Consider the following 12,676-nt stretch of genomic DNA (forward strand, 5'->3'; position numbering starts at 1 on the left):
CGATGCTGAATGTATTAAATGAGTTTCATGGTAGGATTGAAAGGTGATGCAAGAGGAGATCCGCAATGCCTTTTAAAGAGTATGACCACGACTTTATTGATAGAAATAAAAAAGCCTCCTCGTCTGTCAGGCTCGCCCTGTTGTTGTCTACGTTGGTCATTATATTCAACCTCGTATTCTTCAAACACCGCGACTTTCAGGAGCAACTGCATAATAATCCGGGTTCTTATACCGACTCGATTGCACTGGTTTTTCTTTTTTTCATCTTGTCCTGTACCAGTAAAATCTCACTTAACCATACTTCAGCCTTATCCATTCGCCTCGGGCTGCACGTCTGGATATGCTCAGCCACGTTTGACTTGATGGATGAATTTATCTATCAGCCCAAGCTGGTTGGATATTATGTTGAGGATCTGCTGAGAATTATTGGTATGTTTGGCGTCGGGTTTGGTGTCTACAACCTGATATATAAAATCAACGATAAGTACGTCGAGGCCAAAATACAGTCATTCAGCGATGAACTAACACAACTCCCTAATCGCCGATTTTTTATTAATGAATTAAAAAAACTCGAAGCGAAATCGCCCTATTTATTTATTATCGACATCGATAATTTCAAAGTCATCAACGATAAATATGGACACATAAAAGGCGACGAAGTATTAAGTAAATTCGGCCATATCCTTTCCCGCTTCGATAACAGTGAGGTAGTGGCGACCCGAATCGGAGGCGAAGAGTTCGCGATTATTCTGTATGCCGGAACACAGGCTCGGGCAGAGAAGTTGGCAAGAGAAGTACTAAAAAATGCGAACAAAATCATTATCAAGAATATGCATCACCTTTCTGTCAGCATTGGTGCGGGTAAAAAACAGCCGCAGGAGCCCACCGAACACTTTATGAAACGCGTGGACATCGCGCTTTACCAAGCCAAAAATACCGGTAAAGGCAAAGTGGAATGGGCTCAGGAGCCGAAGGACAAAACGTCATAGCTCGTCTCCCGCCATACCAATAACACGGCCGCACGGACGCGCCGTCCGCTAAAAAACATCAACGCTATTTTCACTGAAATAAAAAACGAAAAAATAACAGGCCGCATGGTAATTTTTCTGTCGCTGTAAGCGATGCTTTTTATATAAACGGGATAACGTTATCCCGTTTATTTCTTTATCGCTTAGCTAAGCGCTTGGGTATTCCCGGGGCACACGAGCTGTTTACTTTTAATATGGTAAACTTCGACGTCAGGACGGGTGAAGAAGGCAATTTCCCACGGATTTTTGGTGACAAATTCATGGCGCACTTTTTCATACAGCGGATTATCGCGCGCGATAATAAACGCTTCCCCTTCAATAATGGTGTAGTTCCATTCAATCGCCCGTTCGAAGGTATAATGGCTGCGCTCATCCATCGCAAAAAAGCAGTGCGGATTACGTTTGAGCAACTGAGATTTAAAGGTCTCCGGGAACGTAATCAGGAAGATATCGTTATCCACGGACGACAGGAACGCCAGCACCGTAGTATGCGGCTGTTCGGCGGCCATGGTAATGAGTACGCCAACCTTATTGGAGAAATCCTGCTTTTCCGTCGGTGGAAAATCGACCATTGGCGTTAGGGGCACCGGTTTTGACGGACGGTTGTCTTGTGGAAACTGATAGCCCGGTTCGCGGATGTCCAACACAGGCGTGAAACCGTGCAGAAGCTGGCACTCTCGCGGTTCCAGCACGACCCAATCGCCTTCGCTTGCTATCACACGCCCTTTGTAAGAGGTACGATAGACCTGAATATTGGCATCAAATTCATCAACCCCGGAGCGGTTATCAAGGTGAATCGTTGCCAGATCGCCAACGGTAAACTCATGACCGTGTGGGAAAAAAACGCGCAGACTGTTATCCGCATTGGGATAGACGCCACAAATATGGATGACCACGCCATCCTGCTTATAACCCGCCAGTACACCGAGAGTTTGCTTTCCTAGATAGCTCACGAGACTCATACATCACGCCTTATTCAGATTGGGCTTCAGAGAGGACTCCGACCCTGATTCATTCGGGCCGTTCCAGCAGCGGTCAGGACGCTGAGAAATCATTCACGCTAACCGCATCACTTCCTACTTATCAACGGAGAAAGCGCTGAAAACTTTAAGCTGAATACCTGTCTATTTAAAGAAATAAGTATGTGTTAACAGTGAACCTGCGTGTTCACCGCGTTATTTCAGCACCAGCATAGTCACTCCCACGCCGATCAGCATCAGGCAAAACGCGGCTCGCAGGTAGGCAACCGGTAATTTATGGGCAACCGCGACACCCCAGGACACGCTGACAATTCCTCCCAAAGCCAGTGGTAAACCGATACTCCAGTCAACGTTACCCGCTTGCGAATAAGATAACAGCGCCGCCAACGCGCCCGGCACCACGAGTATCAGCGCCATGCCCTGCGCCTGCGTTTGCGCAAAGGCGAAAAACGTAACCAGAACGGGCACGACGACCAGCCCGCCACCGACGGTAAAAATGCCCGACATAAACCCGCTCGCCACGCCGAGCAGCGGCAGGTATTTAGTCGACAGTACAATCTCCGACGTTTGACTGCGTTTTTTGTTATACCACTGCCACATGTAGTACGCCGCCAGCACCAGCAGGAAAGTGGCAAAGGCACGCTGAAGGTTGTGAACATCAATCGATGAAGCGATATGAGCGGCAAGGTAGGCAGACCCCGTAGCAAACGCACACATGGTCAACGCCACCCGCGTATCGATGCGGTTGCGCTGGCGATAGCGCAGAAAACCAATCAGCACATTGGGTGTAATCATCACCAACGCGGTTCCCTGCGCCATATGCTGATCCATCCCGAAGAGCACGCCCAGAATCGGAATCGCGATAAGCCCACCACCAATCCCTAGCATTCCTCCGCAAAAACCCAGTCCGACGCCCAAAAGCAAACACAACAAAATATCGCTGAACATCATTAAGCTAAACATAAAAGTACATGACCTATAAATAACAAGACAATCTGGAGAACCGCGTTTCAGGCTGGTAGACAGACGATGGCTTTAGGATAAAAATCCTGCTATTTCAATGAGATTAAGATCGGGATCGCGCAGATAAATAGAACGAATTTGCTGCGTGGCACCGGTACGCCTCACCGGTCCTTCGGTAATTGGCCAGCGGCAATGTGCCAGATGCGCGATAACCTGCTCCAGCGGCACCGATGCAATAAAGCACAGATCGAGCGCACCTGGTACAGGCAGATGCGCCTTTGGTTCATGCTCGGATCCACGTAGATGCACATTGATTTTCTGCTGGCCAAAATGAAAAGCGACGCGCCCGTTTGCAAATGTTTCCTCCCGCATTTGCAGAACCTCGACATAGAAATGCCGGGTCGCAGCCAGGTCAACGCAGGTTAATACAAGGTGATCGACATGATCGATAAGTGGCATTTATAAGCCCTATCCTGAATGATATTTCTCACATCCTAGGAGCAACGCGGCCTTTTGATAATCCCTGAATACTCAATGACCCTTTCCTGATAGGAAAACTGCCTGCTGTGATAGAGTAAGCTTGCCATAAGAAAAGTGACAACACGCTGCTCTGCATCAACACACTGGTCACTGACGTGTTTTTCAGACCACCGAGGAAGCTCGATAAACCATGATTAACCCGACGCACTTTGACCTCCAGTCGCTCCGCATCTTTTTACAAGTTGCTCAAACCGGCAGCCTGACCAAGGCCGCAGAAAAGTTCCACATCACGCTTTCTGCCCTGAGCAAACGTATCGCCGAACTGGAGCGTACCGTGGACTGTGCGCTGTTCATCCGAATGCCGCGCGGCCTGACGCTAACCCCGGCAGGCAAGGAATTGGTGAATCACGCGCGCAATGTGTTAAGCAACGTGGAGCGCATGGCGAGTGAAATGAACGACTACGCCGTTGGCGTGCGCGGCCACGTACACATGTGGGCAAATACCTCGGCGATTATTCAGTTTCTTCCACAGGATTTGGCGTCATTCCTTCTGGCCCGACCGCTCATTCGTATTAACCTGGAGGAAAAGCTCAGTAAGACCGTAGTAACGGCGCTGGCGATGGGAGAAGCCGATATCGGCATCTTCGCTGACAATGTCGGCTCACAGGGAGTAGAGAAGATTCCTTATCGTCAGGATAAGCTTGTCGTACTCGTTCCGCCCCAGCACCCGCTTTCCGCGCGGCCAGACGTCAGCTTTAACGAGACGCTGGGTTACGACTATGTCGGCCTCAATAACGGCAGTTCGTTGCTGAAACAGCTGAAAGACGCTTCGGATGAACTGGGGAGAGTGCTGCGCCTGCGGGTGCAAGTCAGCAGCTTTGACGGCATTTGTCGCATGATCGAAGCGGGGCTGGGGATCAGCGTCTTGCCGGAGGGCGCGATTCGCCCAGGCGTGCTCGGCACCGGATTACGCGCCATCAGCCTCACCGACGAATGGGCTTCACGCCAGCTCTGGCTGGGCGTGAAATCCGGCGCGACATTGCAACCCGAAGTCGCCAATCTGCTGACACACCTGCGGCAATGCGGTGCGTAAAGGTGAAGCGCTACCCTCAGCCTTCTTCACTGCCCGTTTTTTCATAGCCGAGACGGCCAACAAAGGGTAAGCGCAGCGCGGGCGGGTTCATATCCACGCCCATGTTCAGCCCCAGAATGTTGGCCTCGATCCCCTCTTCAAGGCCCATCGTGATACCCAACACGCCTAGGAGCGAAATCTGCACACCGCTTCCAGACGGCGACAGCCCAACCGGTCGCGTGATCGGGCGGTAATCTTTGCCAATGGCATTAGCGGGCATATCCAGCTTGAGCGCGGGCACTTCACGGCCAATGTGCGCCAAAAACGTATTGCTGTTCGGCCCCGGCCAGGCGTGGTAGGTATTCGGCCACGGATAACTTTTTATCGCTGCCTCAATCTGCGGGATCATGGCTTCCGCCTTGTCACCACGGTGCTCCACCAGCAGCTTCGGTTTCGCGCCATACCAATACGCATCCGCCACCGAACGGTTAAGACGGACGACGTTATCGCTCCCCCAGCTCACGACTTCATAGCGGCGATATTGAGTTTCCCCCGCGTTCTTGAAAATGATCCACGGATGTACCGCCACCAGCCCGCGCCAGCCATAAGTCGGCGCAGCATAAACCTGCACGATAGCAGTCTGGCGAAATTGCACAGGGTTCGGCGCTAAGCCGGAAGAATCGCGTTTGGCAGACCACCAGCTTTGCCCATTAAACGTTTCGCCATTACGCGTTGACTGCGCCCAGCTTTGCCAAAAAGACAACAACAGCACACAAATAAACCCAATCCCCAAGAATTTGAGGTACGTCATAGGCCAGATAGCTCACTGAAAAAGGTGGAACAGAATCGATACACCTGCGGGCGAGCCCCACAGTGAAAATCGGTCAAAAAATCATGCGACCAGTTTACTGCCAGTTGGCGGTAAGGTTAAAGCACTGGGTGAAATGTTGACCTATTTTTACGTTGTGTGGGTACGACGACAACCGCCTCAGGGCGTTTTCACTCAACGTTCGTTGCACTGCGAGCTTGATTAAAAATCAACATAAAATAAACGAAGCATCAAAAAACACATTCCCATTGAATAATAATAAATAAACTAATCAGCATGCATCGTTATATTTATTTTATAGCCACGACCTCACATAAATAAATCACTGACTATAATCATCGGTAATATTAGTGAACTACCCCCTCTGAGAATAAAAATGGAGAAATTAAATGATAAGAAATAATAAGCACCTTAAGTCTACGGTATGCGCACTGTCATTAGCAGCATTAACGCTAGGCTCAGCGGTTTCACTCGCCTGTACGCGATTCGTTTATAAGGACGTACAGAACCCTGATTACCCTATTACGGCCCGTTCAATGGACTGGGCCGAGGATACCGAGACCAACCTCTGGATTTTCCCACGAGAATTAAAGCGTTCTGGTGCCGCAGGCCAGCATTCTCTGGAGTGGACATCAAAATACGGCAGTGTCATTGCCTCTGCTTTCGACAGTAACCCAAATATGGCCTCTACAACCGATGGCGTGAATGAAAAAGGGCTGGCGGCTAACGTACTCTGGCTGGCGGAATCTGAATATCCTAAAGCCGCACCGACGGCAAAAAAACCGGGCTTGAGCATCGCTGCGTGGGCACAATATGTACTGGATAATTTTGCTACCGTCGATGAAGCAGTGAAGGCGCTGCAAGAGGAAAAATTTACACTGGTCACAAAAGACTTACCACATCAGGATAGAAAGGCAACGCTCCACCTCTCCTTATCCGATTCATCCGGTGACAGTGCAATTATTGAATATATCGATGGCAAGCAGGTCATTCACCATAATAAGGACTATCAGGTGATGACCAATTCTCCGACTTTCGATCAGCAGCTGACGCTGAATGCTTATTGGGATCAGATAGGTGGCAATGTGATGCTACCGGGAACGAACCGCGCCGCCGATCGCTTTGTCCGCGCCTCATTCTATGTGAAAAATGTTGCCCCCAATAAACTCATTCCAGGGGTAGCAGAGAAAAGTAAAATAGAAAAAGATAAGGCGGACTTAGCCACCGCATTCAGTATTATACGTAATGCATCTGTTCCTTATGGTTATTCCTTACCGAATATGCCGAATATTTCCTCAACGCGCTGGCGCACGGTTATAGACCATAAATCGCTACAATACTTTTTTGAATCTGCCGTATCGCCTAATATCTTTTGGGTTGATTTGAAAAAAATCGACTTTTCACCGCGTGGAAATAACGCCAGCAAGTTAGATTTAGGGCCAAACCAAAGCATCATTTATTCTGGGGATGCTTCCGGGCACTTTAAATCCGCTACGCCGTTTAAATTCGCAGGGCTGTAAATCGGGAAGTTATTTTTCGAGACACGGTTTATTGCACGATAATGTAAAAGCGCCATGTTCGTATGGCGCTTTTACACTGGCATAATAAATAAGGACATCGATAGACTATTTACAACACCTTCGCATTCCCAGCCCATTCGCTATAGAAATGGCTCGAACAGACTCCTGGTTCGATTGCCTTTATCTCTGTTTTGACTAATCCCAGATTAACAAACGGATCGTCAGCCAGAATATCTTCCATATCCGAAAGCTCTAACCCGTAGGCTAAAATAAACCCACCCGTTCCATCTTCCAGCGGGCCTGCAAAAATAACATTTCCCTTTTTAATATTATCAGCCAGCCATTTTTTGTGTGCGTCAATACTCTTTTCAAGTTCATCTTTCGGGCTGGTGTAATACAACGTAATGGCATAGAGCATGATTGCTACCTCAATGATTATTGATCGGCTATATATTGTTTACGCTATGGATGTAATCACAGAATGGATAGAGGACTTCGCATTTTGGATTTCACGATTCTTGATTTCATCCCCTTTTGAAGCGCCTTCCGCGCGAACGAAATGAATATCGGTAATACCAAGAAACCGGAAAAAGCCCTGGAGATAGCGCTCCTGAAAATCCATATCTAAAAAAGGCGGTGTGGTATAGAAACCACCACGGGAAGAAACCACAATAACCGTTCTTCCCCCAGATAAACCTACCGGGCCTTTTTCCGTATATTTAAAGGTCTTGCCAGCCTGCGCAAGCCGATCCAGCCACGATTTCAGCTGGCTCGAGACGGAAAAGTTATACATCGGCGCGCCGATGACAATCACGTCATGCGCCAGAAATTCCGCGACCAACGCTTCAGATAATTGGTGTTCCCGCAGCGTAGCGTCATCTGCCGAAGAGGATGCGATTTGGCGAAACCCTGCGGCAATAGGCCCAGTTAGGTGACGAATTTCATCTTTCACCACATCCCGGTAAGAGACGACGGCATCAGGATGTTGTTTGACTAACTCATTCACCACGTCAGCAGAAATCTGTCGGGAAACGGAACCGTTCTCAAGAATACTGGAGTCTATATGCAAAATGTTCACAATAACTTCTCCTACATTGAGTTTTAAAGCTCACTCATTTAACTGCTTTAGCCGCGCTATCAATAAAATCCGCGACAGCTTCCGGGTGTGACACCAAAGACATATGGCTGGAGGCAATAGAGCGTGTCTTTGCGCCGATATGGCTCGCGATGTCTTTCTGAATCGATGGATTTAATGCCTTGTCATTCTCCGTCAGCAAATACCAGGTCGGTTTAGCTTTCCACGCCGCTTTCTGAACGCGATCGCCAAACGCTTTTGCCGCAATCGGCTGCTGCACCGCAGCCAACGCCTGCGCTTTTTTCAGTGGCACATCGCCCGCCATAACCTCACGATACTGCTCAGGGTTATCCAGCCAAATCAGGCCATTAGCATCCGGTGCCATGCCTTCCATCGGCGCTTTCAGGCGCTGCAATAAATCAGAGACGGATTCCCCGCTGTCTGGCACCAGGGCAGATAAGTAGACAATGCCGCGAACCTTAGGATCATTGCCGGCCTGCGTCACAACAGCCCCCGCCCATGAATGCCCGACCAGCAACACATCGCCCTGCTGCCTTTGCAGCACGTGTTCCGTTGCTTCAACGTCATCCGCTAAAGAGGTCAGCGGGTTTTGCACCGCAGTCACGTGGTATCCCAGCGCTTGCAGACGAGACGTAACGGCGGACCAGCTCGAACCGTCGGCAAAGGCACCATGGACTAAAACGATATTGTTAATTTTTGCTGCCTCCGCAACGTTGTGAACGCTGGCAGACAGCACCAGACCTAACGCGATAGCCAGATGGCCGAGCCATTTAATACGATAATGCGTCATACGCTTTCCTCTGAAAGAGTGATACGACTGCCTGCTTCTCCGACGCGTTTCATCAGGCTCTTGGCAGCGAATGGTTGAATTTTAATCGTGGTTGATGCTTGCGGTAAGATGGCAAACTTGACATAGTTCATGCAAAATTCGCCAAATACTGTCTGGCAGGAAAAATCACTATGCACATCTCCATTCTGGCGCTGCCGGGCAGTATGCAGTCGGCCATCTCCGGGCTTTCCGATATTTTTTGGATGGTCAATCAAACGCTGATTACACAGCCTGACAGCGCTTCTTCCGCAGCTTCACCGCTGTCTTTTGAAACGTCGATTGTCAGTGCGGACGGCAAACCCGTGCGCGATGCTCAGGGCAGGCTGATTCACGTAGACAGCTCATTTGACGCAGTGGGCAAATCGGATGTCGTGCTGGCAACCGGAATGATGCTCGGGCCTGATAAATTGCCGATGTCGATGCCATCCGTGAATGAATCCGCGCTGTGGCTCAGGGAGCAATATCGGCAGGGCTCGCTGATAGGCGGTGCCTGTGCGGGGGGCTTTATTCTGGCCGAAGCCGGGCTGTTAGATGGCCGGTTTTGCACCACGACATGGTGGCTCTACCATACCTTTAAGCAGAAATACCCGAAGGCAAAACCGGTATGGGGCAAAGCACTGGAAGAGCAAGATGGCATCATTACCACCGGCGGGCCATTGTCCTGGGTCGAGCTTGCTCTGCATATTATTCGCCGCAGTGGCGGACCTAAGATCGCAAAATTGGCGGCAGATATCGCCGTGGCGGATAGCCAGCCGCTCTCCCAACGCATTTATGCGCCGCAGGGGTTCATTAATACCGTACATCCCCTGTTGCTGCGTGCTGAACAACTCATCCGCTATGAGAACCCGTCAATCACCGCAGAAGAATTAGCCAGCGCCCTAAATTTCAGCGACCGAACGCTCCACCGCAAGCTCAAAGAACTCACGGCGGAAAGCCCGAAAAACTTTATTACCCGCGTCAGGATCGAAATGGCCTGCCTGCTGCTTGAAAACCCGGTGACCAATATCAAGCAAGTCGCCGCCGAATGCGGTTACAGTGAAGACACCGCGTTTAGACGCGCCTTTTCCCAGCAGATGGAGATGACACCGACCCAGTTCAGAAAATGGGCGCTGTTGAGGAATAATAAACCGAGTGCGTTGGATAATAAGGAGGGTGATTAAGGCGATGGCATTTTCCAACACCGGTTATACCAACCAACATGACGAGATACCGGACTAAACTGGGCACGCGATAGCGTTGCTGCTTACACAAACAAAGCGCCAGTGAACTATGGCGCTTTCTCGTTTATGTTCCCTGCTCCCTGCCTTCATTTCACGCCTGAATAACGAGATGGCCAAATCTCTTCCGGCCTTTTCCCCATAGCTTCGGCAATCAGCCGTTCGCCTTTCGGCCAGTGTCTGTTGAGCGCATTCGCCAGCGTGGATGATGCCAGCCCCGCCGCTCTGGAAACCGCCGCCAGCGTCGTCCCTCTCTTCCGTAATCCCGCGATGATATCCGCCGGGTGCCAGTCAGTGTGATTCATTCCATTTCCCTCCACCTATCAAAAACCATTTTGATTTCCGTGTGGATAGGATCGCGTTTTGTGATGAGCAAGACCACGGACGATGAGTCACATCTTTAAGGCGTTAGACGAGCATTATGATGCTTGACCGGCAACACGGTTACTCAGTCGCCGCAACGCCTTGACCACTGGCTTTTAGTACTCTCAAACCAGCATCGACTGCTGGGCGGAGATGCCCGCTATGGTGCCTTGCCATGCTGCCGTGGTGACCGAATGCATGGAAGGGTTGGCGAGGTCTCCGGCGGCGTAGATACCGGGCATGCTGGTTTCGCGACGTTCATCGACCTTGAGGGCAATGCCCAGAGGCGTGTCGACCGTGGCGAGGCCCAGCGATTCATGCAGGCGTGCGGACGGCTTATTACGCGGATGCGAGAACAGGATGTCGACTGCAACAGGGGGAACAGCATCGAGCCTGACAGTGGCATTATAGCTCGCGTCATGGTCAATTTCGATGATCCGGCCATCGACAACGGGAATGCCGCGGTGCGCCAGATCCGCTCGGATATCGGCTGGAATGTCATGGCCATTGGCGAAGACCGTCAAGGTGTCAGTCCAGTCGTGGTACAGCTTGGCATAGTTGTGCGACTGTGGGCCGGACCAGACAAGCCCCCAATGCCGGCCAGCGACTTCAAAGCCGTCGCAATAGGGACAGGGCACGATGCTTGAACCCCAGCCTTCGGCAAAGCCAGGAACAGTGGGAATCTGGTCGGTGACGCCATAGCTCAGTATCAGGCGGCGAGCCCTGAGGTTTTCGCCATCGCTGGTGAGGACAGAGAAATCGTCGATGACACCGGAGACGCTCTCAGCCCGGGCACTCACCAGCTTGACCGTAGGATAGCGCGCCAGTTGCTGCCGTGCCTCGGTCAGGATATCCACCGGAGGCTTGTGATCGTGGCCGAGCACACCATGCGAGTGGTCGGCAAAGCGATTGCGCGGCAGGCCAGTATCGAGAACAGTGACCTTGCGGCGAGCACGGCCGAGTTGCAGGGCGGCTGCGAGGCCGGCAAAGCTGCCGCCGATGATGATAACGTCATTCATGGTAATGGACTCCGTGTTGTTGATGGAAAGTGCTGGGCTTGGTGCTGGAGTGGACGTGGGCGGAACTGATGGTGGAAAGCCCGGCCAACGTCAACAGGGAACGTCGTTTCATGGAAGTCTCCTGGTTTCGTAGGCCGGCGCGTGGAAACGTGTTTGAAGAACATGTTGAAACCTGCTCATTGGCTTGCGAATTTAAGATACTATGAGGTATCATAATTGGCAAATTAAGATACTGTCAAGTACTGGAATTAGCATGACCGAAAAAAAGCAGGGGCGGCGCGGTCGGCCCGCCAACGAAACGCTTAGCCAAACGATAGTCGACGCCGCAAGCGAACTCTTTGTAGAACTGGGTTTTCAAGCAACGACAATGGACAAGGTCGCCCAGCAGGCGAAGATATCCAAGCTAAGCATCTATCGACACTTCGATAACAAAGAGGCGCTGTTCAGCGCGGCCATCGCGTCTCACTGCCATCAATTTGCACCACAGGCGCTTATTGAAGGCGTCGGCGGTTCGGCCGAAGATCAGCTCATCGCGGTGGGATCATCCCTGCTTCGTACACTGTTGAGCCCTGACGTCCGCAGTGTCGAAGCCATGATCATGGCCGACAAGACGAATCAAAAGTCGTTAAGCAAGCTTCATTATGAAGCCGGCCCCGCTTATGTCATCGCCCAGATCGAGGCCCTGCTGCGCCAGTTGCACGCGAAGGCGGCTCTAAATGTGCCTGATCCTCTCCGGTCCGCCCGCTTGTTTGCCGCGCTTATCAAAGGCTCCGATCTTCTGACAATTGCTCGCTTCGATAAGGCGAGAGCAGAGGATGACAACGAAATCGAATCCTACTGTCGGTCGGCCGTCGCCATGTTCATCGCCGCGCACAGTAGCAACGATCACACGGGCGGATAGGCAGTTGATTGATCTGCGCAGCTTGGCCTAGGCCGTCGTCCAGGTGTTTCGTCATATTGAGCCAGCGCGCACGGCGAGCTGGCACAGATCGCTGCACCTCATCTTTCTTCCAACGATAAGAAGACACTCGCATCTATTGCATGAAAAGCACGGGCTTCAAGCGTAAGGATAATCTGGACATGTGAAAACTCGGTCCCATTGCTGAGTCCACGGCGTATGACGGGGTGCCGATAATAAGGCCAGTCCGGGGAATTATGGATATGAAGAATATGGTGCTGTGGACGCACAATCAGTTGTTAGGCCCTGAGCCTTCTGCGAGTTGGGAGTTATACCCTTGCTCAACCTACGCCAATAGACTTTACGCAATGGTACAAAAAGG

14 protein-coding genes are annotated in these 12,676 nt (G+C 51.1%); 5 read left to right on the forward strand and 9 right to left on the reverse strand.

Features of this window, described 5'->3' with window-relative positions:
- The first annotated feature begins 65 nt into the window (after positions 1 to 65).
- The gene (locus ACIPUG_RS06265; RefSeq protein WP_349908485.1) at positions 66 to 989 is read left to right on the forward strand and encodes a GGDEF domain-containing protein; all 924 of its coding nucleotides are present in this window, start codon (positions 66 to 68) and stop codon (positions 987 to 989) included.
- Positions 990 to 1,171: 182 nt separating this feature from the next.
- Here the strand turns inward: ACIPUG_RS06265 and ACIPUG_RS06270 are convergent, their stop codons facing one another.
- The 3 genes from ACIPUG_RS06270 to ACIPUG_RS06280 all read right to left on the reverse strand — a co-directional run bounded on the left by ACIPUG_RS06270 (position 1,172) and on the right by ACIPUG_RS06280 (position 3,430).
- A complete protein-coding gene (locus ACIPUG_RS06270; protein ID WP_039509502.1) occupies positions 1,172 to 1,990 on the reverse strand; it encodes a hypothetical protein in 819 nt (272 codons plus the stop codon).
- 213 nt (positions 1,991 to 2,203) lie between these two features.
- On the reverse strand, positions 2,204 to 2,971 hold the full coding sequence (locus ACIPUG_RS06275) for a sulfite exporter TauE/SafE family protein (RefSeq protein ID WP_039284564.1): 768 nt from the start codon (positions 2,969 to 2,971) through the stop codon (positions 2,204 to 2,206).
- 72 nt (positions 2,972 to 3,043) lie between these two features.
- Positions 3,044 to 3,430: a VOC family protein gene (locus ACIPUG_RS06280; protein WP_379057574.1), complete on the reverse strand. Its 387-nt coding sequence runs from the start codon at positions 3,428 to 3,430 to the stop codon at positions 3,044 to 3,046.
- Between the two features lie 211 nt (positions 3,431 to 3,641).
- On the opposite strand from ACIPUG_RS06280, the gene ACIPUG_RS06285 reads away from it, so the two are divergent.
- Positions 3,642 to 4,544 (forward strand): LysR family transcriptional regulator, encoded by a 903-nt coding sequence (locus ACIPUG_RS06285; RefSeq protein WP_039520534.1) that lies wholly within the window; start codon positions 3,642 to 3,644, stop codon positions 4,542 to 4,544.
- Between the two features lie 16 nt (positions 4,545 to 4,560).
- On the opposite strand, the gene ACIPUG_RS06290 is transcribed toward ACIPUG_RS06285, so the two are convergent.
- The gene (locus ACIPUG_RS06290; protein WP_014916185.1) at positions 4,561 to 5,334 is read right to left on the reverse strand and encodes a DUF3750 domain-containing protein; all 774 of its coding nucleotides are present in this window, start codon (positions 5,332 to 5,334) and stop codon (positions 4,561 to 4,563) included.
- A 407-nt stretch (positions 5,335 to 5,741) separates the two neighbouring features.
- Between ACIPUG_RS06290 and ACIPUG_RS06295 the strand changes: the two genes are divergently transcribed.
- On the forward strand, positions 5,742 to 6,872 hold the full coding sequence (locus tag ACIPUG_RS06295) for a linear amide C-N hydrolase (protein WP_039526444.1): 1,131 nt from the start codon (positions 5,742 to 5,744) through the stop codon (positions 6,870 to 6,872).
- Between the two features lie 109 nt (positions 6,873 to 6,981).
- On the opposite strand, the gene ACIPUG_RS06300 is transcribed toward ACIPUG_RS06295, so the two are convergent.
- Genes ACIPUG_RS06300 through ACIPUG_RS06310 form a run of 3 tightly spaced genes read right to left on the reverse strand, consistent with a single transcriptional unit; the run spans position 6,982 to position 8,758 of the window.
- The gene (locus ACIPUG_RS06300) at positions 6,982 to 7,290 is read right to left on the reverse strand and encodes a YciI family protein (RefSeq protein ID WP_400337911.1); all 309 of its coding nucleotides are present in this window, start codon (positions 7,288 to 7,290) and stop codon (positions 6,982 to 6,984) included.
- A 39-nt stretch (positions 7,291 to 7,329) separates the two neighbouring features.
- Entirely contained in the window at positions 7,330 to 7,950 is a 621-nt protein-coding gene (locus tag ACIPUG_RS06305) for an FMN-dependent NADH-azoreductase (protein WP_039498506.1), read from the reverse strand.
- A 34-nt stretch (positions 7,951 to 7,984) separates the two neighbouring features.
- Positions 7,985 to 8,758 (reverse strand): alpha/beta fold hydrolase, encoded by a 774-nt coding sequence (locus ACIPUG_RS06310; RefSeq protein WP_205561051.1) that lies wholly within the window; start codon positions 8,756 to 8,758, stop codon positions 7,985 to 7,987.
- Between the two features lie 170 nt (positions 8,759 to 8,928).
- On the opposite strand from ACIPUG_RS06310, the gene ACIPUG_RS06315 reads away from it, so the two are divergent.
- On the forward strand, positions 8,929 to 9,957 hold the full coding sequence (locus ACIPUG_RS06315) for a GlxA family transcriptional regulator (RefSeq protein WP_400337914.1): 1,029 nt from the start codon (positions 8,929 to 8,931) through the stop codon (positions 9,955 to 9,957).
- Between the two features lie 146 nt (positions 9,958 to 10,103).
- On the opposite strand, the gene ACIPUG_RS06320 is transcribed toward ACIPUG_RS06315, so the two are convergent.
- Positions 10,104 to 10,319 (reverse strand): helix-turn-helix transcriptional regulator, encoded by a 216-nt coding sequence (locus tag ACIPUG_RS06320; protein ID WP_320742704.1) that lies wholly within the window; start codon positions 10,317 to 10,319, stop codon positions 10,104 to 10,106.
- 183 nt (positions 10,320 to 10,502) lie between these two features.
- A complete protein-coding gene (locus tag ACIPUG_RS06325) occupies positions 10,503 to 11,396 on the reverse strand; it encodes an NAD(P)/FAD-dependent oxidoreductase (RefSeq protein WP_039520550.1) in 894 nt (297 codons plus the stop codon).
- 253 nt (positions 11,397 to 11,649) lie between these two features.
- On the opposite strand from ACIPUG_RS06325, the gene ACIPUG_RS06330 reads away from it, so the two are divergent.
- On the forward strand, positions 11,650 to 12,297 hold the full coding sequence (locus tag ACIPUG_RS06330; protein ID WP_317177833.1) for a TetR/AcrR family transcriptional regulator: 648 nt from the start codon (positions 11,650 to 11,652) through the stop codon (positions 12,295 to 12,297).
- The last annotated feature ends 379 nt before the right edge of the window (positions 12,298 to 12,676 follow it).

The organism is Pectobacterium sp. CHL-2024 (assembly GCF_044751765.1).
Lineage (GTDB): Bacteria > Pseudomonadota > Gammaproteobacteria > Enterobacterales > Enterobacteriaceae > Pectobacterium > Pectobacterium brasiliense.